The following is a 23,463-nucleotide window of genomic DNA, read 5'->3' as shown; positions in this document are numbered from 1 at the left end:
GCCGGACCGGAGCATGCGCGGAGGATCGCGCGGGGTCGAGACCCGAGATGACGCGGCGCGACGCGATCAGGCGAGGCCGCGCGGCGCCCCGTCGTTCGGGGCGATGTTCAGGCGATGACGTCGATGTAGATGTGACCGAAGGCGCCGATCGTGTCCTCCTGATCCGCGAGCCGATAGTCGAGCACCACCTGGTCGCCGGCCTCCAGCGTGCCGCCTTCGGTGTAGTAATCGCCACCGGAGGTCGCCTCGAGGCTCAGGTCTCCGTCGCGCGTGAGCAGCGCCGTGCCGCCGCCGGGCAGGTTCACCTCGCCCGGGCCCCGCGGAACGCTGAACGACGACGGCTTGAAGTCCCAGACCTCGAACATGTCGCCGTCGTCCACGTCGTAATCGGCGCCCGAGCCGTTGTCGGCGAAGACGTTCATCGGGGCGTTGCCGCCGCTCAGCGACCACACGAAATGATCGTCGAGCGCGACCGGCGCATCCGATCTGCCGTTCACGAGCACCGTCACCGTGGCCTCGCTGCGCGTGCCGTTGCGGTCCTCGATCTCGTAGGTGAAGTCGAAGCTTTCCTGCGCGTTCTTGGGCAGGTGGTCGAAATCGTCGCCAGGATCGAAGGTGAACCTGCCGTCGGCTTCCAGCGTCAGGGTCCCGCCGATCGGTCCCGCATAGGTCCCCGGCCCGCCGGGGGCGAAGGAGACCGAGATCACCTGGGGCTTGTCGTCGGGGTTCTCGTAGTCGTCGCTGAGGAAGTTACGGGTGAGGGCGCTGTTCTCGGCGGTTGCGAACACGTTGTCGCGCGCCAGCACCGCCAGATAGGAGATGCCGGTCACCTCGATCTGCGCGGTCGCCCGGGAATAGCCCCCATGGCCGTCGGTGACGGTGTAGGTGAAGGACACCGTCTCGGTCTCGCCGTCGCCGAGATAATCGAAGTCGTCCAGCGGGTTGAACCAGAACTGGCCGTTCTCCATCACCCGCAGCCGCCCGCCCTCCTCCAGGTCGAACGAGACGCCGACATGGGTCTTGTCGCGGTTGACCTGGAAGACCGCGAGGGCGTCGCCCTCGATATCCGAATCCGCGCCGGCGCCGTTGTCCTTGAACAGGCGCCCGCTGGCGGTCGTCTCCTCGTCCGTGGCGAAGAAATCGTCGCGCGCGACCGGGGCGTCGTTGCGGCCCTCGATGATCAGGGTGACATGCGAGGTGCGGGTGAATTCGCCGTCGGTGGCGCGATAGGTGAAGGTGACCTGCTGGATCTCGCCGGGGCGCATGTCATCATAGGCGCCGTCGGCGCGGAACCACATCCGTCCGTCGGCCATCAGCCGCACCACGCCGCCGCCCGGCAGTTCCGCCAGCTCGCCCGCCGCCGCGGTCCCGCCCATGAAGTCGACCACCCGCAGGCGCGCGCCCTCCGGGTCGGTGTCCGCGCCCACGCCGTTGAAGGCGAAGACGTCGGCGACGGTGACCGCCTTCTCGTGGGTGTAGACGTAGTCGGGATAGAGCATCGGCGCGTTGTTCTCGCCGGTGATGGTCACCGTTGCGGTGGCGGTGGAGGTGGCGCCGGACGCGTCGGCGATGGTGTAGTCGAAGCTGACCTGCGCGGTCTCTCCCCCGACCAGATGGCCGAAATCCTTGGCGGTATCGAACCAGAAAGTCCCGTCGGAGAGCACGCGCACCCGCCCCGCGGCCAGGTTGAGGCCGAGGCCGACATAGCTCGCCTCTCCCTGCACCTCGACCACGCGCAGGACGCCGCCTTCGGGGTCGTGGTCGGTCCCGGCGCCGTTGTCGGCGAAGAGGTTGCCGTGGATCAGCGCGGTTTCGCGCGCGGCCAGCGCGTCGTCGGCCGCGACGGGCGGCGCGTTGACCAAGAGCGCGGGACCAACGCCGGCGAGCCGCGTCACCGGCAGGCCGGCCGAGGAGAGTGCTTCGGAGGTTGGGGCGGCGTTCATATTCTCAATTTCCTTGATTTGTTCGCAAAAAGTATGAACCGCATCATCCGCGCCGGCCAGCGGTTTGATCCGCAAGCGGAGCGATAGGGGGCGGGCGCTCGTTCGGCGGGGCCCGGCGAAATCGGGGCGGCGGCGCGCCGCGGCCCTTGACCTTCCAGCAACCGGAAGCCCCATCTGTCAACCCGAAGTCCGACGACATCGCCCTGCCGCACGCATTCCGGAGGTTCGCCATGAGCGCCCATGCCCCCGCGCACGACGCCGAACCCGACGTCCCGACCGACCGCTCGTCCGCCGCCGCCATCGTCCGGGACCCGGTCTGCGGCATGACCGTCGACCCCGATCCCGCCGCCGGCAAGCCGACCGCCTCGCATGAGGGGCGGACCTTCCATTTCTGCTCGAACGGCTGCCGCGAGAAATTCCGGAGCGATCCCGCCGCCTATCTCTCCGCCAGGGATCCGGTGTGCGGGATGGCGGTCGACCGCGCCTCCGCCGCCCATATGGCCAAGCACGCGGGCGGGCGGTTCTACTTCTGCTCCGCCGGCTGCCAGGCCAAGTTCGAGGCCGACCCCGACCGATATCTCGCCGACCACCAAGCGCCCGCGGCGCCCGAGGGGACCGAATACACCTGTCCGATGCATCCCGAGATCGTCGAGGATCAGCCCGGCGACTGCCCCAAATGCGGCATGGCGCTGGAGCCTACGACCCCATCGGCCGATGCCGGACCCAACCCCGAATATCTCGATTTCCGCCGCCGGCTGATGATCGCAGCCCCGCTCGCCGCCCTCATCTTCGTGCTGGAGATGGGCAGCCATGTCGGCGTGCCCTTCGCCGACTGGATCGGGCATCGCGTCTTCGGCTGGGTGCAGTTCGCGCTGGCGACCCCGGTCCTCTGGATCTGCCGGACCTTCTTCCGGCGCGGCTGGGCGTCGGTGGTCAACCGCTCGCCCAACATGTGGACCCTGATCGCGCTGGGCACCGGGGCGTCCTACGTCTTTTCGGTCGTCTCTCTGCTGGCCCCGGGCCTCTATCCGGCCGCGATGCGCGACGACATGGGCATGGCCCCGGTCTATTTCGAGGCGGCGGCGGTGATCCTGGTGCTGGTCATGCTCGGCCAGGTGATGGAGCTCGCGGCCCGCGAACGCACCGGCGACGCGATCCGCGCGCTGCTGGACCTCGCCCCCAAGACCGCGCGCCGCGTGACCGACGGGGAGGACGAGGATGTCCCCCTCGACGCGCTCCGCACCGGCGACGTGCTGCGCGTGCGCCCCGGCGAGGCGGTGCCCGTCGATGGCGAGGTGACGGAGGGCCGGTCCTCCGTCGACGAAAGCATGATCACCGGCGAGCCCGTGCCGGTGGAGAAGACGACGGGCGAGGCGGTGACCGGCGGCACGCTCAACAAGACCGGGTCGTTCCTGATGCGGGCGGGGGCGGTGGGCGAGGACGCCACGCTCAACCGCATCGTGGCGATGGTGGCGAAGGCCCAGCGGTCGCGCGCGCCGATCCAGGCGGCGGCGGACAGGGTGGCGGGGTATTTCGTGCCCGCCGTGGTCGGCTCGGCCGTGCTGGCCTTCGTGCTGTGGGTGGCGCTGGGACCGGCGCCGGCGCTGTCCTACGCCTTCGTCGCGGCGGTCTCGGTGCTGATCATCGCCTGCCCCTGCGCGCTGGGGCTCGCCACGCCCATGTCGATCATGGTCGCCACCGGCCGGGGCGCCCAGGCCGGCGTCCTGATCCGCGACGCCGAGGCGCTGGAGCGGCTGGCTGGGGTGGACGTGCTGATCGTCGACAAGACCGGCACGCTGACCGAGGGCCGCCCGACCCTGACCGAGGCCGAACCGGCCGAGGGCGTGACCGAGGCCGAGCTTCTGTCCCTCGCCGCCGCGCTGGAGCGCGGCTCCGAGCATCCGCTGGCCGAGGCCATCGTCTCGGGCGCCACGGAGCGCGACGCGCCGAAGGCCGACGCCTCGGCGTTCGAGGCGGTGACCGGCAAGGGCGTGAAGGGCACGGTGGACGGCCGCGCCGTGGCGCTGGGCAATGCGGCGCTGATGGCGGATCTGGGGGTGGAGATGGGGGCGCTGGCCGAGCGCGCCCGGGCGCTGCAGGAGCAGGGCCGCACCGCGATGTTCGTCTCCGTCGACGGCCGCCCCGCCGGGCTGATCGCGGTGGCCGACCGGATCAAGGAGACGACGCCGGACGCGATCCGCGCCCTGCACGCCTCCGGCCTGCGCATCGTGATGGCTACGGGAGACGCCGAGGCGACCGCGCAGGCGGTGGCCAGGGAACTGGGCATCGACGAAGTCCATGCCGGCGTCAGCCCCGAGGACAAGCACGCGCTGGTCGAGCGGTTGCAGGGCGAGGGCCTCTCGGTCGCCATGGCCGGCGACGGGGTGAACGACGCCCCTGCGCTGGCCGCGGCCGATGTGGGCATCGCCATGGGCACCGGCGCCGACGTCGCGATGGAAAGCGCCGGGGTGACCTTGGTGAAGGGCGATCTCGGCGGCGTGGTCCGCGCGCGAAGGCTGGCCGAGGCGACGATGTCGAACATCCGCCAGAACCTGTTCTTCGCCTTCGTCTACAACGCCGCGGGCGTGCCGCTGGCGGCGGGCATCCTCTACCCGGTCTTCGGCCTGCTGCTGTCGCCGGTGGTGGCCGCGGCGGCGATGAGCCTCTCGTCAGTCTCGGTGATCGGCAACGCGCTGCGCCTGCGGGGGGCGAAGCTGTAGCGTCCCTCGCCCCGGGCTTGGCCGCGACCCCAGTCCCCGGCGCGCCGCTTCGCCGCGCTGCGCCGGGGCCGCGCCTGCGCTCTGATCGTTCGCAGGCTCATCGGTCCCCCTCGCCCTGACCGGAGCCCCAGCCATGCGAAAGGGAACTGCATTCATGAGCGACGTCTACGATGTGATCGTCGTCGGAGCCGGGTCCGCCGGCGCCGCGCTGGCCGGGCGCCTGTCCGAGGATCCCGCCTGCCGCGTGCTGCTTCTGGAGGCCGGCGCCGACTGGCGCGCGGCCGAAGCGCCCGACGCCGCGCGCTCGGCCAACATCTTCCCCTTCATGTACCAGCCCGCCCATCAGGCGGCGTGGCAGTGGCCGGGCGTGTGGAGCCGGCGCACCGCGGTCCAGCAGCCGCGGCATTACTGGCGCGGGCGCGGCCTCGGCGGCAGCTCGCTGGTCAACGCCCAGATCGCCATCTGGGGCGTCGGCGCGGCCTTCGACGCCTGGGAAGCGGCGGGCTGCGAGGGTTGGTCCGCCGCCGACGTCCTGCCGCTCTTCGCGCGGATGGAGGACGATCCGGAGATGGCGGGCGTCAACCACCACGGGCAGGGCGGCCCGATCCCGATCTACCGCGCCCCGCAGGAGACGTGGGGGCCGGTCGACAAGGGGCTGCGCGACGCGGGGCTCTCGGGCGGGTATCCGTGGAACCCCGACCTCAACGCGCCGTCGGGGGAGGGCGTGTCCTGCTACCCGATCAACTCCCGCGCCCTGAAGCGGATCACCACCAATGACGGCTATCTCGAGCCCGCCCGCGGCCGCGCCAACCTGACCATCGTCGGCGACGCGCTGGCCGACCGGGTCGAGCTGACCGACGGCCGCGCCACCGGCGTCGTGGCGCGGGTGGCCGGCGAGGCGCGGACCTTCCAGGGCCGCGAGATCGTGCTCTGCGCCGGCGCCGTGCATTCGCCCGCGATCCTCATGCGCTCCGGCCTCGGGCCCAGCATGCATCTGCGCGAACATGGCATCGCGGTGCAGCGCGAAATGCCGGGCGTCGGGCGCAATTTCATGGATCACCCGATGCTGCGCGTCGGCGTCACGCTGAAGCCCGAGCACGCCGTCGTCGACCCGGACGCGCGGCACACCAATTGCTGCGTCACCTATTCGTCCGGCCTCGGCGAAGGCGGGATCCGCGACATGATCCTGATCGGCTTCAACCATCGCAAGATCGACGGGACCGACGCGCCGAACGGGCAGGGCGCGATCGGCATCGGCCTCTATGACGCATTCTCGCGAGGCGAGGTGACGCTGACCTCGGCCCGGGTCGAGGATGACCCGCGGATCGAGGAGAACATGCTGTCGGATCCCCGCGACATGGTCCGGATGCGCGACGGCGTGCGCCGGGTGCTGGCGCTTTCGCGCGAGCCCGGTCTCGGCGACATCGCCGAGCGCTTCACGCTGGCCGAGTCGGGGCTCGACCTCGCCGCCGCCGCCGCGCTGCCGGATGCGGAGCTCGACGCGCTGATCCTGATGCAGGTGGGCGACATCCAGCATGCCGCAGGGACCTGCCGGATGAGCGCCTGGAACGACCGCGAGGGGGTGGTGAACCCGGATCTCTCGGTGAAGGGCGTGCCGGGGCTGCGGGTGGCCGACGCCTCGATCATGCCGATGGATTGCCGGGCGAACACCCACATGACCTGCGTGATGATCGGGGAATGGCTGGCCGACCGCCTCAAGGCCGACCGCCGCGCCGGACGCGCCGCCTGAACGCGGCCCTCCCGGCGCTTCCGGGCGTCGGGAGGGAGCCGCCGGACCGCGCCTCCCCGCGCCCCTCCCGCCCGATGCGCGGACGGATGCGCGCAACCCGTCCGGACCCTCTTGCATCCGCTCCTGCACGCGGCTAGACGTGCCGGCGATCCGACCACGGGATCATGGAGAGGTGCCGGAGTGGTCGAACGGGGCGGTCTCGAAAACCGTTGAGGGGGCGACCCCTCCCAGGGTTCGAATCCCTGTCTCTCCGCCAATACCCTTACGCTATTGATAAGCAAGAGAAATTCGGGATGAGTGCATCGCCGCTGAGGTCCGTCTTGTACCACAAGGACGGCGGTGATGACGACATGAGCTACCTGATGCAACCGCGGGGCCAAGGCTGGGTCTTCCGGATGGAGACGCCGGACCTTCTTGCGGGGACCCAGATCCCATGGACCGGCAAACCATTCGGCGGCGAAATCAAGAAAGGCCTCGGCACCCGCAGGAAGCGCGAGGCCATGTCGATGCGCGACAAGCTGCTCGGCATGATACGGGAGCTCGAGGAGGCCGCCCACGGGTCTTCCACCTTCACTCTGGACATGGCGGAGCGTTGGCGATCGGTCCTCGAGGAGCACGCGGCCAGCGCGGCCGGTGACCCCTACGAGATAGATCCGCAGGCCATTCTGGAAGACATCGTCGAAGCCGAGAAGTTCGGCCGTGCCAGCAAGCGGAAGGCCACCGACGAAGAGCTGGAGACGTTCAAGGCCGTCGCGGTGCGGTCGGAGACTCCGATCAGCCAAGCCCTTCCGAAATACCTGTTCGAGCGGGGCGAGGACGCTTCGAGGTGGGGTTTCGCGGCTCTCAAGCCGGCGACGGTGCGGGACGTGAAGACGGCAGTGGCCTACGCGGCCCCACCGGGGCCACGGTCCCCTCCGGCTGTGGTTCACGCCTAGGCCCTCGCGCCGCAGCAGGATGTGCAGGCGGCGGCAGCCGAAGCGTCTGCGTTCGTCGGCCAGCGCCTTCAGGCGGCCGCGCAGGGTGGCGTCGTCAGGTCTGCTCGACACGTATCGGAAGGTCTTCGGCGCGAGCCCGACCAGGGCGCAGGCGCGCCGCTGCGAATAGCGCTTCTCAGTCATCGCCCAGCTCACGGCGTTCGGCGGGCGATCCTTCCACTGGAAGGCTCGCTGATCCGCCTCACCCTTGAACCAGGCGTCAGAAGTTTTTTCCGAGCATCTCGCGCAGCGTCGAGACGTCCATCACCGATTCCGCCAGCGTCCTGCGGGCTTACGCGGCCGCACTGCGGCCACGGTCCCTTCGGACCTTCAGCCGCCCGTTCTCATCCTCCAGCGTCCTCAGCCGCTTCGCGTCGCTCGGCTCCATGCCGCCGTAACGCGATCGCCATTTGTAGAACGTCGCGTCGCTGATCCCGTGCTTGCGGCACAGCTCCGCCGTGCCCAGGCCCGCTGCATGCTCTCTCACGATCGCGATGATCTGCTCGTCGCTGAAACGGCTCTTGCGCATCTGCGTCTCTCCTTCTCAGGAGAACAGCCTAACCCAAATTCGGGGGCATCCGCGGGGGCAGGGTCAGCGGCCTTGCGGCAGCCGAGCTGGAGCGGTTGGCGGAACCCGATGGTCGTGCATGACTGGATGACCCGCTCCACCTCTTTCAGCAGAGGGGCGACGTAGATGTAGCGCGTCGCGTCGTCCTCGCCGAGAAACCGCCGGCCTTTGGCGCGCGTGACCTCGTCTTCGAGTTTCTTCATCATCCAGGTCGTCTTTCCCGACCCCATGATGGCGTCGACCACGGTAATGTCGGGCATGGGCTTGGAAGGATGGGAGTGGGGGTGGGGGCGCATGGCGGAGGTGGTCATTTTGGTCCGATGATTGAAGGTGGCGCGGCTGACCGGATCCCGCCGCTCTCCGATCAATTCAAGCGGCCGCGGCAGCCGGCAAGACGAACATCACGGAGGCCGCTGGCGTGGCTCGATCGGGCCCGCTAGTTTCGGTCGCCGGCTGCTCGGGACGGCGAAGGCGTGCAGGGGGCCCGCGTGGCGACGACGTTCGAGATGAACCGGGGGATCGACGGGCCGCGCGCCTGGCGGCGGCTGGCGCTGGCGGTGGTCGCGGCCACGATCGCGAGCGTGGGCATGTGGTCGGTGATCCTGGTGCTGCCGGCGGTGCAGGCGGAGTTCGGGATCGGTCGCGGCGACGCGGCGCTCGCCTACACGGCGACGATGCTGGGGTTCGCGGCGGGCAACTTCGGGCTCGGACGTCTGGTGGACCGGTTCGGACTGGCCGTGGTGCTCGCCGGGGCGGGGCTGGCGCTGGCCGCAGCCTTCGCCATGGCCGCATCGTCGTCAGGGATCGTCGTCTTCGCGTTGGTGCAGACGGTGATCGGGGCGGCCTCGTCAGCCGGTTTCGGGCCGCTTATCGCCGACATATCGCACTGGTTTCGAAAGCGGCGCGGGATCGCCGTGGCCGTGGCGGCGAGCGGCAACTACCTCGCAGGGGCGGTATGGCCGCTCGCGTTGCGCGGGACGCTGGAGGCGGAGGGCTGGCGGGACGCCTATCTGCTCGTCGCCGCGGTCTGCCTCGTGGCGCTGCCCGCCCTGGCGCTGGCGCTTCGACGGGGACCGGCGGCGGCGGGCGGGGCGAATGGAGAGGCTGAGCCCCCGCTGCGGGAAAGCGGCCTGTCTCCACGCGCCCTGATGCTGCTCCTTGGCCTGGCGGGGATCGGCTGCTGCGTCGCGATGTCCATGCCGCAGGTCCACATCGTCGCCTACTGCGCCGACCTCGGCTACGGCGTCGCGGTGGGGGCCGAGATGCTGGCGGCGATGCTGGCGGCGGGGATCTTCAGCCGGCTGGCCTCCGGGCTGATCGCCGACCGGATCGGCGGGGTGAGGACGCTGCTGCTCGGGTCCGTCCTGCAGGCGCTGGCGCTCGTGCTCTACCTGCCCTTCGACGGGCTGGCCTCGCTCTACGTGGTGTCGCTGGTCTTCGGGCTGAGCCAGGGGGGAATCGTGCCGAGCTACGCGCTGATCGTGCGCGAGTACCTGCCGGCCCGCGACGCCGCCGGGCGGATCGGCTTCGTGATCATGTCGACGATCCTCGGCATGGCGCTCGGCGGCTGGATGTCAGGGGTGATCTACGACCTGACAGGGTCCTATCGGCTGGCGTTCATCAACGGGATCGTCTGGAATCTGCTGAACATCGCGATCATGGCCGCCATCTTTCTGCGCGGCCGGATGCCGCCGGAGGTCGTGGCGCGGCAGGTCTGAAGGCGCGCGGCCAGGATCTGCGAGCCCGCCGCGCCCGGCTGGTCCTGTGGCGCCGCCGCCGACGCCGACGACTTGGCCCGCGAACTCAAGGCCGTGATGGAGGCGATCCGGGCTGAGGGCGCGGTGAGCCTTCGTGGCATCGCGGCGCGCTGAACGCGCGAGGCATGCGCACCCGGCGAGAAGGGCGGTGGGGCCTGCCAAACCTGCGGAACTTGCGGGAGCGGCGAGGAGGCGCGAGCTGAAGCCTCGGCTTGCGGCTCAAGATCCGGCTGGATCCGAGCCCCACCCGAGGCGACGGGTTCAGCGTGGAAGGCCGTCCGGCAGGTCGCCGCGCCCTCCTCCGACGCTTGTCGTGCGGGCCGACGATGCTAGACAGGCCCCTGCCAGATCGTGCCCGGCCTCGCGTCCGGCCGCCAGCCGCTCCCCGTCTGCCTCCGATCAGGTGACCCTTGTCCGAACCGAGCCCCCCCGCGCCCGCCTTTCACAGTCCTGGCGGCATCCAGATCCATGATCCGCCCGACCGTGAGACCGGCGCCATCCGCCGCTTTTTCCTCTACGCTCCTGCCGGTCCCGCGCCCGAGCGCGGCTGGCCGGGCCTGGTTCTGACGGACGGCAACGCGGTCATCGCCACCGCGGTGGACGCCATGCGGGCGCAGGCGTTCTGGCCTGCCGGGACCAACCTCGGCTGGGGCGTGCTGATCGGCATCGGCGGCCCGACCGACGGACCCTACGACGCCTTCCGGCGGTCCTGGGATTTCGGACCGCCGCCGGGCCGCGGCTATCCGCCCTTCCAGAAGGCGGGGGCGGAGGCCGAGACGCGCCGCGCCCAGGCCCTCGTCACCCGCACCGTCGGGGCCGCGCAGGACTTCGCCGACGCGCTCGCCGCCCATCCGGGCGTCGAGGTCACCTATGAGACCTACGCGGGCGAGACCCATATGTCGGTTCTGCCGGGGGCGGTGAACCGGGCGTTGCAACTGGCATTCGGGGTGTGGCGGCCGCTGCCGCGCGCAGGCGCGGATCACTCCCGCGGGTAAACCACCGGGGCGCAGGGCGACCCGGCCGATCACGTCGGCCAGCAGCAGGATCGCCGCGCCCCCGGGGACGCAGATGAGCCGGCGCGGCGCAGGTTCTCGCCCGCGATCCGGCGCGCGAGGAACGGTGCGATCAGGCCGAGAAACGAGATCGGGCCCGCCGCCGTGACCGCCGCCCCGCTCAAGGCGGTGACCAGCGCGAACGTCATCCAGGCGGTGACCCGCGGATCGCGGCCGAAGCTGGCGCTGCGGTCGGCGCCGAGCGACAAGAGCTCAAGCCGCGGCAGTGCGATAAGGGACGGCGCCGCCGCCAGCGCTGGGCCTTCATGCAGCGGCGCCATGGGCAGCGCGCCCGCCAGCCAGTGCAGGTGACGGCTCTGCAAGGTCGCGTCGCTCAGCGCCAGGCCGGAGACCAGCGACAGGCACAGCGCCTCGATGGCGAGACCCGCCAGCGGCAGGCGCAGGCGCAGGCCGCCGCCTGCCACGCCGGCCAGCGTCCCCAGACCGGCGCCGGCCGCGCCGGCCCCCGCCGCCGCGGCGACCAGCTGCGGTCCGCCGCCGGCCTGGGGCAGGGCGAACAGCAGCCCCAACGTGCCCAGCGCCGCGCCGGCGTTGATCCCGGTGATCCCCGGATCGGCCAGCGGATTGCGGGTCAGCCCCTGCAGCAGCCCCGACGTCGCCAGCCCCGCGCCGACCATAGCCCCGCAGAGGGTTCGAAACCCCCGCCCCGCAAGCGCGCCGGGATCGGAGAGGAGGTCGGCCGGCCCGATCTCCGCGCGCGGGGGGAGTTCGAGGCCCATGGCAGGCTCGCCGAGCGTTGGCAGGGCACGTTGGCCTACGCCAATCTGGACACCGAGATCGTCTCGTCGTCCGATGCGTCGCAGATCGGCAACGAGGCGGCTTTCGCGCCCGATCACACGGCTTCGGTCTGGCTGGAATACGACGCCTCGGATCTGATCGATGGCCTCTCGGTCGGCGCCGGCGTGCGCTACGTGTCGGCGTCCTTCTCCACCCAGGACAAGGGCCGCCGCACCCCGGCGCATACCCTGACCGACATGGCGATCCGCTACGAGGCGGGGGCCTGCGCGGTGTCGCTGATGGTCAACAGCCTGTTCGACGAGGACTATTCCGGCGTCTGCTACGACGGCTAGGGCTGCGTGCAGGGCGAAGGGCTGGGCGCCTCGCTCAGCCTCAGCCGCGCGTTCTGAGGCTTGCCCGCCGGCGCCCTCGCAAAGGGCGCCGGCGGCATCGCGGTCCGGCGGCGACGTCCGGAAGGCGGGGGGCGGGGCGGGCGACCCAAATCCCGGAAACGGCGTCCCGAGAACACGCCCCATCTGACGCCCTGCGCGATCCGAGGCTCAGCAACTGCTATGAGGATGGGATGGCGCGCTGGAAGCGCGTCTGCGCCGCGTTCGGCCTCCCGACAGCCATCCGCGTCGATCTGCGCCGCGAGCTCGTGTCCTGCGACCTGGACCCGGGGGCTTGCGCCCATGACATGACCCTGGAGGTCTCACGCCCCGGGAAGCTCACCGAAAACAGGTTCATCGAGGCTTCGACGGCACGCTGAGGGCGGCATGTATGAACGCCCCCTAATTCATGAGCCTTGCCGGCGCCCGCGAAAGCCGGACGATTGGCGACGCGCCCGCAACGAGGTGAGACCTTGCAGCGTGATCAGGCGCAAGGTCCCGATATCGTTCATCGACGTCGGCGGCGCTTCCGGCCAGCCGTCATGACGACGCCCGGGATTTGCAGAACCGGGCGGTCCAAGGTTCGGGTTCGCTGCAGCCTCGACCGCCGGCTCGACGAGATCGTCGACGAAGCGGTCGATCTCGGACCCGGAAACCTGGGTCATCTACGCCCTGCGCAACCGCATCGAGCGATGCTTCAACCGCCTCAAGAACGCCCGACGCGTCGCAACCCGCTACGACAAGACGGCGGCCAGCTACCTCGGCTTCGTCCAGATCACCTATATCCGTCTGTGGATCAGCGACTTCGTCGACACAGCCTAGAGACAGGTTCTTCACTGGCTCTCCGCCCGGTTTCGAGATCTGGTTTCGCACGAGGTCGTCCTCCCCGAAAAAGCGCACCGCCGTCAGTAGGTGGAATACCTCTCCGGCCGCGCGCCACAGGGTCGCTCGAGCCTCCTTTCTCCGCAGACCGGATCGCCAGGCGCGCGAGTCTCCCGTCACGACGGCGCTCGCCGGGAATGGAACGGGCGCCCTCGCGCCACTGCGAATTCCGGACGCGCTATTCAGGCGATCTTCCTCAGCTGGCGCGGGAAGCACGCCGGAACCCTGTTCGGAGATCGGGGCGTTTCGATCCGGCGAAGCTGCGAGGCCATGCCGCTTCATCGCGCCATCGGCGATTGCAAATCGCGCCGGACCGGAAAGGTCGGACGGAAACGCCGGATCGGTTGGATCCGCCGAGCGCACGTGCGGGCCGGGGCGTATTCGCCCCGGCCCGCATCGCAGATGGCGGCGCCCTGATCGAAAGCCTGTTCAGAGGCCCGATCAGAGGCCCGATCAGAGGAACGCGAACACGTCCTCGGTCAGCGTCGCGGCGTCCTCGATCACCACCGAAGCGAGGCGCTCGCCATCGACCTCGATCACCGCGCGGCCGAGGAACGGGCGGTCGGTGATCGAGAGGTCGTCGAAGGACACGTCCTCGCCGAAGCCCGCGATCAGGATCGTGTCCTCGGTCACGTCGAAGTCGTAGATCCGGTCGACGCCCCGGCCCTTGACCAGCACGAAGGTGTCGGCATCGGCGCCGCCCCAGAGCTTGTCGGTGTTGAAGCCGCCTTCCAGCCAGTCCTCGCCGGCCCCGCCGCGCAATTCGTCACGGCCGTAGTTGCCGCGCAGATCGTCGTCGCCGGCGCCGCCCCTCACGACGTCGGCGCCAAGCCGGCCGAGGATCAGATCGTCGGCCGCGCCGCCGACGAGCCTTTCGCCCGCCAGCGTCCCGCCGACGCGCTCGCCGGGGTTGAACGAGAACTGCGCCAGCACCGGGTCATGGTCCGAAGCGCCCTCGGCGAAGTCGGTGTTGACGTGCACGTAGTCGACCCTGGCCCCGGCGAGCAGACTGTCGGAGGCGAGGATGTGGTCGAGCACCTGGGCGTTGCCGTCGAAGATGTAGGAGTAGCGGTCGTCCGAGCGCGACAGCGACGCGAGATCGGTGAGCGCCTGTTCGGCCCCGACGCCCTGAAGATCCTCCACGATCTCGTCGACGAACTCGAAGGTGTTGAGGTCGCCGGTAACCGCCACGCGGGCGCCCGCGTCCTCGGCGAGGATCGCGTCGACCACGGCGTTGACCGCGGCGGCCTGGGCGGCGCGGGCCGCCTCGCCCCCCTGCTCGAAGGGCTGCGGACCGCCGAAGATCGGGTCGGAGCCGGAGCGCGAGGAGAAGTGGTTGTTGATCAGCGTGATCTCTTCCCCCGCGAACTCGAACCGGCCCAGCAGCGGCTTGCGCGTCTCGTCGAACACGCCCGTCGCATCGACCCCGCGCGCGGCGAAGGCGGCCTCGTCCAGCGTCTCCGCCTCGGTCAGCTCCACCCGGTCGGCGTTGTAGAGGAACGCGTTGCGGATGTTGCCGCCCGGCACGCCGCCGTCGGCCCCGTCGACCACCTCGGCCGAGACGAAGCTGTAGCGGGGCCCGCCCGCGGCCTCGATGGCGTCGACCAGCGCCTGCAGCGTGGCCTCGGCCGAGGTCACGCCGTCGTCGGTCTCGCCCGTGTCGTCCTGGATCTCCTGCAGGGCGACGATGTCGGGTCCGCCGAGCGCCCCGGCGATCTGGCCGGCGATGGCCGCCATCTGCGCCGCATCCTCGTCGGCCTCGGCCGCGGTGAGGTTGAGCACGTTGTAGGTGGCCACGGTCAGCTTGCTCGACGTGCCGTGCAGGCGGGTGACCTCGGCCTCGTTGGTCGAGGCGGCCGCGACCTCGAAGGCCTCGGTGACTCCGATCTGGTAGTTGCCGAACTCGTAGCCCACCACGCCGGTCACGTCGCCCAGCACGTCGCCGGTCTGGAGCGTCGGGGCTTCGAAGCCCTCCGGCAGCAGGCCGCTGTCATATTGCAGCTGGATGCGCTCGGGGTTGAGGTCGCCGTAGCCGTCGGCGTCGGCATTGATCGCGAGCGTCCCGCGCGAGGTCAGGCCCGGCGTGGTCCCGGCGCCGCCGTCGGCGACCACCCAGGTCTCGTCGAAGCGGTTGGTGGGCGCGATCACCGCGCCGCCCTCGATCGTGACGCGCATCCCCTCGACGCTTTCGTAGAAGTCGAGCCCGTCGTTCTCCGGGTCGAAGTCGCCGGCGTTCTCCTGATGGTTCACGCCTTCGTCGGCGTCCGACACGATGGCCTCGGTCGGGATCGCCCGGCCGTTGGCCCCGAGGATGGTCGCCGCCGGCAGCGCGTTGCCCGAGGACAGCACCTCGATCGACGCGCCCGAAAGCTGGGTGACCGAGAGATTGCCGCTGGCGGCGCCGCCGGGGATGTATTCCGACACGGCCGCGGTGATGGCGATCGCGTCGCCCGCCGCCACCATCGGCGCGCCGCCGGTGAAGACGAAGACCGCGTCCGAGGTCGCGTCGTCGCCGTCGCCGTCCGGGTCCTGGAGGTAGAAGCCGTTGTCGTCGACCGCGGTGACCACGCCCGAGGTCGTGACCGTGCGCCCGGCATAGGCCGAGACATGGCCGCGGCCCTGGATCTGCATGATCGTCGGCTCGGCCGGCAGGATGTCGAACACCGACGTGGTGCCCGAAATCTCATAGGATGCCGCGATCTGGGCGAAGCCGGAGGCCGAGTCCTCCGCCGAGATGAACTCGATCACCTCGGGCGAGCGGTCGCCGTTGCCGAAGCCCGGCATGTAGTCGACCATCACGGCGTTGGCCGGGTCGGTGGCGTCGAAGACGAAGATGCCCGAGTCACGCTCCAGCCCGACGAAGACGAAGGTGCGGCCGTAGGCCTGACCGACCTCGATCGCCTCGGGCTCGGGGCCCTTGGCGTCGGAGCGGTTCTCGCCGTCCTCGCCGTTGTCGTCGTTGAACCGCTCGGGGTAGTTGGCGGCGAGGAACTCCTCCATCATCGAACCGGAGTCGAAGACCACTTCGCCTTCGTCGTCGAAGATGGTGAAGGACCGCGCGCCGAACGCGTGCAGCACGTCGATGTCGCCGTCGCCGTCGGTGTCGCCGTCGACGGTCGAGACGGTCAGCCGCTCCAGCCCCGCGATGTCGACGTCGGGGTCGATCAGGCCGTCTTCGGCGAGCGAGCCGACGCGGGCCTCGTCGAAGCCGCGGCCGTCGCCCTCGTTGGCGGTGGCGATGTAGGTCTTGCCGTCCACCTCGAAGGACACGATGGCGTCGGGCATGTACATGCCGACCAGGTTGTCGACCAGCCGGATCTCGGCGACGCCGTTGTCGTCGGTGTCGAGCCCCGCGCCGGCGACCGAATGGTCCTTGAGGCCGAGCGGAATGATGTCGACGAGCAGGTTGCGCTCCAGATCGATGACGCCGATGGCGTTGTTCTCCTGCAGCGAGACATAGGCCGTGGTCCCGTCGGGCGCGATGGAGATGTATTCCGGCTCCAGGTCCTGCGACAGGCTCAGACCGTCGGAGACGCGCACGCCCGCGGCGCGCGCGGCGTCCTCGGCCCCGTCGAAGGCGGTGAAGTCGAGCACGCGGGCCGACGGCGCGGCCGGGTCGGTCACGTCGATGATGCCGATGGTGCCGAGCGGGTTGTCGGCGCTGTCGGTGTCCTCATTGAACTCGCCCTCGCCCGCGACCAGGATCGTGTTCCCGTCGGCGGTGAAGGTCACCATGTCGGGCAGGTTGCCCACGTCGACGGTGGAGATGAGCGCAAGCGTCTCGGCGTCGAAGATCGCCACGAAGCCGGGCTGGGACGCGTCCTGCGTCTCGCCGAACACGCTGATCTCGGTCACGTCGCGGGAGATGGCGGCGGCGATCAGGCCGTTCTTGATCGCGACCGACTGCACGCCGTCGAAGCCCGGCAGCGCGGTGAGGTCGATGGACCCCTTCAGCGTGCCGTTGGAGGCGCGCAGCACGTCGATGCGGTTCAGGTTGCCGTTGGTGACGACCAGCGTGCCGTTGTCATGCGACACGACCTCGGACGCGGCCTCGGGGCTGTCCTCGTTCTCCGGGTCGCTCTCGTGCTGGTACTGCCAGCGACGCGACAGGAAGAATTCCTCCGTCGGCGCGGGGGCGTCGACCAGCGCGTCGGGCTGCTCGGCGAGGTTGATGATCCGGGTGTCGGCGAAGACCGGGGTGTCCTCGATGGCGAAGTCGTCTTCGCCGCCTTCGGGGAATTCGGCCCCGAGATAGTCGCGGAAGGCGTCGAGTTCGGCGATGCCCAGCTCGGTCGCCTCGGAGAAGGCCGCGAAGGGGTAGCCGTCGCCCCCGGTCGCGAGGAAGCCCAGCGTCACCACGCCGAGGCTCGCGGGCGCATCCGCCGCCACCTCGCCGTCGCGGATCAGCCAGACGGTCGGCGCGCCGGTCGCGTCGATCAGGGCGACGTTGACGATGCGCTCGCCGGCCGTGGTGGGCACGCCGTTCGCGCCCAGCACCTGCGCGGTCCCGGTCGGGTCGAAAGAGAAGGCGAAGCCGCCGATCTGGGGGAACTGGCCGGGCGTCGCGTCGGCCTCGGTCGCGGCGACCGCGTGCTCCAGCACGATCTTCAGCTCGGCCGGGGTGATGTGGACGGTGGCGAGCGAGTTGTTGAAGCGCAGCGCGTTCTCGGCGTCGAGCTGGGAGATCTGGCCTTCCGCCTTGCCGGACAACGGGTTGGCGGCCGTGGCGCCCGGCTCGTCCGTCCCGTCGCCCGCGTCGCCGATGGAGGCGCGGATGCCGCCGCCGTTCTTGATCGAGATGACGATGGAGCTGTCGATGGCCCGCGCGGCGGCGAGATTCGCGTCGGCGGTCAGGTCGCCGAGATTGGTCTGCTCGGTGCGCACCGACGCGCGGTCGCCGTTGAGAAACACCTCGGTCTCGCCGAGGATGTCGCCGTCGCGCACGGTCACGATGCCGGTGACCACCTCGGTCAGCGCGGCCACGTCCGCGGCGGCGCCGGCGGTCACGTCGCCGCCCACCGCATCAACGCCCGCCGCATCGGTGGCGTAGGCGCCGCTGACGGCGGGGTCGAGCGCGTCGAGCATCACCACGCCGTCGTCGTCGAAGGTCACCACCAGGCGGCCGACATAGGAATATTCGCCGTCGGTCGACACGATCAGCACCGGGTCGCCGTCGGCGTTGACCTCCTGGCGCGGATAGCCGTCCGCCGCCTCGTCGCCGTCGCGCAGCACGTCGGTCTCGTCGGCGAGCAGGGTGTCGGAACCGCCGGCGACGATCACGTCGATGCCCGACAGCAGGCCGGCGAGCTCGGTCTCCAGCGACAGCTGCTGAAGATGCGAGACCAGCACGATCTTGTTGACCCCATCGGCGATCAACGCGTCGATCTGCGGCTGGATGGCCGCGGCGAGCGCCGCCATGTCGTTGAAGCCGGGGGAGGTGGTCTCGGACACGTCGCCGACCGAGCTGATCGTCTCGATCAGCTGGGTGGTGGCGCCGACGACGCCGATGCGCTCGCCATCGCGCTCGATCACCGTGGCGCGGGCGATCTTGGCGTCATTCGAATCCGAACCGGTCACGGTCGGGTCGGCCAGATCCTCGCGCGCGGAGGCGAGATCGGAGGCGAAGTCGGTGTTGGCCAGGATCGCGGCGGTGAACAGCGACCCGAGATCGCCGTCGGCCGAGAAGTCGAGGTTCGCCGAGAGATACGGGAACTGCGCGCCGGGGGTGTCGACTTCCTGCAGGAAGTTCACATGGCCGGGGAAGGCCGCCAGGATCTGCGCGAGGCCGGTGGAAGACAGCGAATTGCCCTCTTCCGCATCGTAATTGATGATGTTCTCGAGGAAGTCGGCGCCGCCGTCGAACTCGTGGTTGCCCAGCGCCGAGGCGTCGAAGCCCAGCGCGTTCATGATGGCGATGTCGATGCGGCCTTCCTGGTTGTCGATCTCGTCGAAGAAATCGGGGAAGCCGTCGCCGTTCACGTCGATCACGTAGACGTCGGCGGCCGAGAGGCCGGCATCGGCGGCGAGCGCCGCGTCGATCTCGTCATTGTCGAAGAAGCCGTCGCCGTTCGCGTCGGCCGAGGCGGCGAGGACCGAGACGTCGATCAGGCCGAAGAGGGCGTTGTAGAAACCTTCCAGCGCGGGCGTGGTCGAAACGTCGCCGCCGGCGTTGAAAAACGGGCCGGGAATGAAGTTGTCGCCGGCCGACAGCAGGATCGAGGCGATCGAACCGGCCTCGGCGTCGGCTTGGAGCGCCTCGACCACGGCGGCGAAATTGGGGGCGTTCTCGATGGCGTCGATGCCGCCTTCGAGATCCGATGCGTGAAGAATCTGAAGCGTGAACACGGAAGGCCTCTCCTCGGACACGCAGCTTCGGCTGAAGCCGCGGCATGGCTGGCGCAGGCGCGCAGGACGGCATCGGGGCGCCTCTCAGCGCCTTGACCGAGGGGATGGTTAACAGGTGGGAACTGTCCGATCTTCGTGTATGGATGAAGTTTATGGGGAGAATTTGCGACGGGTAAGCGACGGTTTCCGGCGTCAGGGGCGCTGCGGCGCGCCCGCGTTGGAACGCGACCGGCCCCCCCTCGATCGCTCCGAGCCCGAAGCGTGTCGACCACCGAGGCGGAGCGGGGGAGCCGCGTGCAGGCCCGACCCACTCGTTTCTGCCGCTGCAGAGCCGGATTGAACGTCCGCGCCACCTTCATCGTGCTGGCGCCTGACGCGCGGGTCTGGCAGGCGGCATTGAAGTCCGGCTTCGGCCGAGCCGCGGGGGGGCGTCCGGGATCGCCTTATCGTGACAGCTGGGCCCACCCGTGGGACCTACGTTATAGAATTTATAATCTTCAAAGGCTTAGGGGCCGGAGAAGGTTCGACGTCAGGCCCGTCCCCTCGCCACATTCAAATGCTGAAACCGTCCAAGGCCCCGATTGGGGCCTTTTTTCTTTTTGTTTCAAAGGGCGTTGGCTGGGCCATCCGCCTTCCGGAGACTGGTCGCTCGACGCAGAATGGGTCTCCGAATGGCCCGTGTCTCTCTTCGAGCGCCCCTTGACGGCCACGGGACGGCGCGAAACATCCTCGCATCTCCAATGGGTTGCCGCGTTCATGGGTTCGCCCCGTTCGCGAAATATTCCGGTGACGGAGACCGACACGAAAGCGCAGGGCGGTCAGAAGGACGGCTCCGTGGCGGCCGATCCCCAAGTCCGGCGGAAGCGTCCGAAGCGAGGCAGGACTCTGCCGGAAGTCTCTGATGACAAACAGACTTCGTGCCCATAGCCTGGCGCAATGTCGAATGGTCCCTGGACGGATGAAGAGAACGACCTGATCGTCGCGGATTACTTCGCGATGCTGGCCGACGACATCTCGGCGCGCCGCTACAGCAAGGCCGAGCATCGCCGCGCGCTGCTGCCGCTGCTGAAAGACCGGTCCGAGGGGTCCGTCGAGTTCAAGCACCAGAACATCAGCGCGGTGCTGAAGGGGCTCGGAGAGGACTTGATCCCCGGCTACAAGCCCGCGTTCAATTTTCAGATGACCTTGGTGGATGCCGTGGCGCGGTGGCTGGCGCTGAACCCGGCCTGGCTCGGGCGCCAACCTGGGCTGCAACCCGCCGCGGGCCTACGCGAACCGGCCCAGATCTGGATCGGGCCGCCGCCGACGCTGTCGAACCAGCCGCCTCCGCAGGAGCTGGACCAGATGCTGCACATCGCCCGCAAGTTCGACGTGGCGGGTCGGGACGAGCGCAACCGGGCCCTCGGCCGCGCTGGCGAGGAATGCGTTCTCGCGCATGAACGGGCGGCATTGCGGACGGCAGGACGGGACGATCTGGCGCGCAAGGTGCGCTGGGTGTCGGAGGAGGATGGCGATGGCGCGGGCTACGACATCGCGAGTTTCGCCCCGGACGGGCTCCCGCGGCTGATCGAGGTTAAGACGACGAACGGATGGGAGCGCACGCCCTTCCACATCACCCGCAACGAGCTTTCCGCAGCCGAGGAGCGCCGGTCGGATTGGCGTCTGTTCCGGCTCTGGAATTTCTCACGCGAGCCGAAGGCGTTCGAGCTGCATCCGCCGCTGGACGCGCATGTCTCGCTGACGGCGACGACGTTTCAGGCGAGCTTTCACTGAAGCTCAGTCGAACAGGCGTTGTGCGTTGCGCCGATTCCGCCCAAGGCAAACCAAATTCATCATGCCCTTGCGATTATGGGTCTATGGGGGGGCGTGTAGATTGTCTGAGCTTCCGATTTCCAAGCCGCCTCTCGGACTTGGCACACTGGCACCTGGCGACCGAATTTTCGAGGCTATGTCTGCACCCCATCAGCGGTTGATCGAACCTCCATTGGAGGAGTTGTCGAACCTGCGCCAGCAGTTGACGCAGGGTGAAAGAATGGTATTTAACCTTTTTCATCAGCAACTTGACTCAAAATGGGAAATCTACGTTCAGCCACATCTCAATGGCTTGCGCCCAGATTTTGTTCTAATGCATCCGAATATCGGAATTGCAGTCTTTGAGGTCAAAGACTGGAGCCTCGACGCTATGGAATATTTCCCTAAGCGTATTAGTCAACACCATATCGAACTTTGGACGCGCAAGGATGGACGCGATAGTGTCCCACGACGTGGTGTAGGAGCGCCGACCCTCGGAGAGGTCAGGGCTTGATCATGCAGCCACGGCGGGCAGCCTGATGTTGGGATGGTCGATGACGCGGGCGAGGGTTTCAAGACTCATGTACCGCCGCGCGACAGCCCATTCGTCGTTGGCCTCCAGCATCAGCGCGCCAACAAGGCGTATGATGGCCTCGTCGTTCGGAAAGATGCCGATGACATCGGCGCGCCGCTTCACCTCGCGGTTCACCCTTTCGAGCGGGTTCGTCGAGGCGATCTGGGTCCAGTGCTCGCGGGGGAAGGTCATGTAGGCCAGCACGTCGTCGCGGGAGCTGTCCATCAAGGCGCCGAGCTTGGGCTGCTTCTCCCGCAGGGCGTCGGCCACGATCTCCCACTGTGCTTCGGCCTCGGCCTTGGTCTCTTGCGCAAAGATCGTCTTCAGCATCGCTGCGACCGCGGTGCGCTGTTTGGCCGGCGCGTGGGCCAGGGCGTTCCTCATTCAGTGAATGCGGCACCGCTGATGGGTGGCGTTGAAGACCCGGCGCGCGGCCGCCCGCAGGCCCTTGTGGTCGTCGGCGACCACCAGTTTCACGCCACGCAGGCCTCGGCCGGCCAAGGACCGCAGGAACTCGGTCCAGAAGGTCTCGGCTTCGGATGAGCCGGTGGCGACGCCCAGAACCTCACGCTTGCCGTCCTCGTTGACCGCCACCGCGATTATCACGGCCTTGCTGATGATGCGCCCGCCTTCCCGGACCTTGAGGTATGTCGCATCCAGCCAGAGATAGGGCCATGCCCCCTCCAGAGGCCGGGAGAGGAAGGCGTTCACCCGCTCGTCGATCTCGGCGCAGAGGCGGCTGACCTGGCTCTTGGACATGCCGCCCGCGCCCATCGCCTTGACCAGATCATCGACCGAGCGCGTCGAGACGCCGTGGACGTAGGCTTCCTGGATCACGGCGACCAAGGCCTTCTCGGCCGTCCTTCGCGGCTCAAGGAAACTGGGAAAGTAGCTGCCCTTGCGCAGCTTCGGGATCTCCAGCGTTATCCGCCCGGCCCGGGGATCCCAATCTCGGTCGCGGTAGCCGTTGCGCTGGACCTCCCGCATCGGCGTTCGTGCGCCCTTGGCCGCGCCGGTCCGCGCCTCAACTTCGGCTTCCATGATCCGCTCGGCCGCGAACGCCAGCATCTCGCGTACGAGGTCGCCGTCCGCATGCTTCTCAACCAGTTCGATCAGCGCCGATTCTGTCATCGGTCATCGGTCATCGGTCATCGTCATCTCCGTTGTCGGTTCCAGGTCTCGCAACCCGAACCTTCTCCGAAGATCGGCGATGACCGCCAGCGTCACCCGCGGCCGCGCGCTGCGCTACGCCGGGGGCTCCGCGCGCGGCCTCCTACACCACCCCTCGGGACACTGCCTACTTCAACTGGCGCAAGAAGTACGCCGGTCGCGGCTGAAGAAGATCGTCGCGGACCTCACGCTGGACCGGGAGATGCTCCAGGACGTCATTCGCCGAAAGCTCTGAGGCCTGCCCGTTTGCGGGAGCTGGTCGACGGACTTCTTGTGGACTGGGGCGTGTCGATCCGGCGGGGATGCCGGATTCTGGATTTCGACACGTCCAGCTACCACTGCAAGTCGCGTCGCACCGGGCAGGCCGGACTGGAACGCCGGATCAGGGAGATCTGCGAGACGCGCGTGCGCTACGGCTACCGCCGGGTGCATGTGCTGTTGCGGCGCGAGGGCTGGAGGGTGAACATGAAGAAGACCCGCAGGATTTGCAATGAGTTGGGGCTTCAGCTCCGCAACAAGCGCCCGAAGCGCAGGGTAAAGGCCAAGCTGCGCGAGGATCGCCAGCAAGCGGTTGGGCCGAACGACGTCTGGGCGATGGACTTCGTGCATGACCAGCTCGCCACGGGCCGGAAGTTGCGGGTCCTGACGGTCGTGGACACCCATTCGCGGCTCTGTCCGGCGGTCGATCCGCGCTTCGCATATCGCGGCGAGGACGTGGTGCAGACGCTGGAACGCGTGTGCGGCCGCCTCGGCTATCCCCGGACGATCCGGGTCGATAACGGCAGCGAGTTCATCTCCCGCGACCTGGAC

The 23,463-nt window shown here is 69.1% G+C and carries 13 protein-coding genes, 1 tRNA gene and 4 pseudogenes; 12 read left to right on the top strand and 6 right to left on the bottom strand.

From position 1 onward, the window contains the following. Positions 1-107 precede the first annotated feature (107 nt). On the bottom strand, positions 108-1,943 hold the full coding sequence (locus tag ACTB72_RS06355; RefSeq protein ID WP_463036145.1) for an Ig-like domain-containing protein: 1,836 nt from the start codon (positions 1,941-1,943) through the stop codon (positions 108-110). Positions 1,944-2,173: 230 nt separating this feature from the next. On the opposite strand from ACTB72_RS06355, the gene ACTB72_RS06350 reads away from it, so the two are divergent. The 4 genes from ACTB72_RS06350 (at position 2,174) to ACTB72_RS06335 (ending at position 7,348) form a co-directional block, all read left to right on the top strand. Then, complete coding sequence (locus ACTB72_RS06350) at positions 2,174-4,663, top strand: heavy metal translocating P-type ATPase (protein ID WP_463036144.1); 2,490 nt, start codon at positions 2,174-2,176, stop codon at positions 4,661-4,663. A gap of 154 nt (positions 4,664-4,817) precedes the next feature. Then, positions 4,818-6,413: a GMC family oxidoreductase gene (locus ACTB72_RS06345; protein ID WP_463036143.1), complete on the top strand. Its 1,596-nt coding sequence runs from the start codon at positions 4,818-4,820 to the stop codon at positions 6,411-6,413. A 166-nt stretch (positions 6,414-6,579) separates the two neighbouring features. After that, a tRNA-Ser gene (locus ACTB72_RS06340) sits at positions 6,580-6,669 on the top strand. A 64-nt stretch (positions 6,670-6,733) separates the two neighbouring features. Beyond that, positions 6,734-7,348 (top strand): hypothetical protein, encoded by a 615-nt coding sequence (locus ACTB72_RS06335; RefSeq protein ID WP_463036142.1) that lies wholly within the window; start codon positions 6,734-6,736, stop codon positions 7,346-7,348. A 367-nt stretch (positions 7,349-7,715) separates the two neighbouring features. Here ACTB72_RS06335 and ACTB72_RS06330 read toward each other — a convergent pair. Next, positions 7,716-7,916: pseudogene (locus ACTB72_RS06330) on the bottom strand (transposase); the annotation flags it as partial. 545 nt (positions 7,917-8,461) lie between these two features. Between ACTB72_RS06330 and ACTB72_RS06325 the strand changes: the two are divergent. Next, entirely contained in the window at positions 8,462-9,673 is a 1,212-nt protein-coding gene (locus ACTB72_RS06325; RefSeq protein WP_463036157.1) for an MFS transporter, read from the top strand. A gap of 449 nt (positions 9,674-10,122) precedes the next feature. Further along, entirely contained in the window at positions 10,123-10,707 is a 585-nt protein-coding gene (locus ACTB72_RS06320) for an alpha/beta hydrolase (RefSeq protein WP_463036141.1), read from the top strand. 29 nt (positions 10,708-10,736) lie between these two features. Here the strand turns inward: ACTB72_RS06320 and ACTB72_RS06315 are convergent, their stop codons facing one another. Continuing rightward, positions 10,737-11,504 carry a FecCD family ABC transporter permease gene (locus ACTB72_RS06315; protein WP_463036140.1) on the bottom strand — a complete coding sequence of 256 codons (768 nt, stop codon included), beginning with the start codon at positions 11,502-11,504 and terminating at the stop codon, positions 10,737-10,739. A gap of 30 nt (positions 11,505-11,534) precedes the next feature. Here ACTB72_RS06315 and ACTB72_RS06310 point away from each other — a divergent pair, with 30 nt between their 5' ends. Together ACTB72_RS06310 and ACTB72_RS06305 are read left to right on the top strand one after the other, a co-directional pair. Further along, complete coding sequence (locus ACTB72_RS06310) at positions 11,535-11,855, top strand: TonB-dependent receptor domain-containing protein (RefSeq protein WP_463036139.1); 321 nt, start codon at positions 11,535-11,537, stop codon at positions 11,853-11,855. A 230-nt stretch (positions 11,856-12,085) separates the two neighbouring features. Beyond that, positions 12,086-12,271: a hypothetical protein gene (locus tag ACTB72_RS06305; RefSeq protein ID WP_463036138.1), complete on the top strand. Its 186-nt coding sequence runs from the start codon at positions 12,086-12,088 to the stop codon at positions 12,269-12,271. A 27-nt stretch (positions 12,272-12,298) separates the two neighbouring features. On the opposite strand, the gene ACTB72_RS06300 is transcribed toward ACTB72_RS06305, so the two are convergent. Then, entirely contained in the window at positions 12,299-12,556 is a 258-nt protein-coding gene (locus tag ACTB72_RS06300) for a hypothetical protein (protein WP_463036137.1), read from the bottom strand. Between ACTB72_RS06300 and ACTB72_RS06295 the strand changes: the two are divergent. Beyond that, a pseudogene (locus ACTB72_RS06295) lies at positions 12,555-12,713 on the top strand (IS5/IS1182 family transposase); the annotation flags it as partial. The gene ACTB72_RS06300 and the pseudogene ACTB72_RS06295 overlap by 2 nt on opposite strands. A 513-nt stretch (positions 12,714-13,226) precedes the next feature. On the opposite strand, the gene ACTB72_RS06290 reads toward ACTB72_RS06295, so the two are convergent. Next, positions 13,227-19,118 carry a choice-of-anchor I family protein gene (locus tag ACTB72_RS06290; protein WP_463036136.1) on the bottom strand — a complete coding sequence of 1,964 codons (5,892 nt, stop codon included), beginning with the start codon at positions 19,116-19,118 and terminating at the stop codon, positions 13,227-13,229. Between the two features lie 936 nt (positions 19,119-20,054). On the opposite strand from ACTB72_RS06290, the gene ACTB72_RS06285 reads away from it, so the two are divergent. Then, positions 20,055-20,891: a protein NO VEIN domain-containing protein gene (locus tag ACTB72_RS06285; RefSeq protein ID WP_463036135.1), complete on the top strand. Its 837-nt coding sequence runs from the start codon at positions 20,055-20,057 to the stop codon at positions 20,889-20,891. 100 nt (positions 20,892-20,991) lie between these two features. Continuing rightward, positions 20,992-21,423: a nuclease-related domain-containing protein gene (locus ACTB72_RS06280; RefSeq protein WP_463036134.1), complete on the top strand. Its 432-nt coding sequence runs from the start codon at positions 20,992-20,994 to the stop codon at positions 21,421-21,423. Here the strand turns inward: ACTB72_RS06280 and ACTB72_RS06275 are convergent. Continuing rightward, positions 21,424-22,614: pseudogene (locus tag ACTB72_RS06275) on the bottom strand (IS256 family transposase). It abuts the gene before it with no gap. 167 nt (positions 22,615-22,781) lie between these two features. Between ACTB72_RS06275 and ACTB72_RS06270 the strand changes: the two are divergent. Beyond that, a pseudogene (locus ACTB72_RS06270) lies at positions 22,782-23,463 on the top strand (DDE-type integrase/transposase/recombinase); the annotation flags it as partial.

The sequence above is a fragment of the Albimonas sp. genome (assembly GCF_055129145.1).
The sequence above is the reverse complement of the archived record's forward strand: the minus strand, read 5'-3'. Positions and strand labels throughout refer to the sequence as shown.

Bases quoted from the DNA above. Each gene is read 5' to 3' on its own strand.
- ACTB72_RS06355 (WP_463036145.1), bottom strand. From the start codon at position 1,943: ATGAACGCCGCCCCAACCTCCGAAGCACTCTCCTCGGCCGGCCTGCCG.
- ACTB72_RS06325 (WP_463036157.1), top strand. From the start codon at position 8,462: ATGAACCGGGGGATCGACGGGCCGCGCGCCTGGCGGCGGCTGGCGCTG.
- ACTB72_RS06315 (WP_463036140.1), bottom strand. From the start codon at position 11,504: ATGGGCCTCGAACTCCCCCCGCGCGCGGAGATCGGGCCGGCCGACCTC.
- ACTB72_RS06300 (WP_463036137.1), bottom strand. From the start codon at position 12,556: ATGACCCAGGTTTCCGGGTCCGAGATCGACCGCTTCGTCGACGATCTC.
- ACTB72_RS06305 (WP_463036138.1), top strand. From the start codon at position 12,086: ATGGCGCGCTGGAAGCGCGTCTGCGCCGCGTTCGGCCTCCCGACAGCC.
- ACTB72_RS06350 (WP_463036144.1), top strand. From the start codon at position 2,174: ATGAGCGCCCATGCCCCCGCGCACGACGCCGAACCCGACGTCCCGACC.
- ACTB72_RS06285 (WP_463036135.1), top strand. From the start codon at position 20,055: ATGTCGAATGGTCCCTGGACGGATGAAGAGAACGACCTGATCGTCGCG.
- ACTB72_RS06345 (WP_463036143.1), top strand. From the start codon at position 4,818: ATGAGCGACGTCTACGATGTGATCGTCGTCGGAGCCGGGTCCGCCGGC.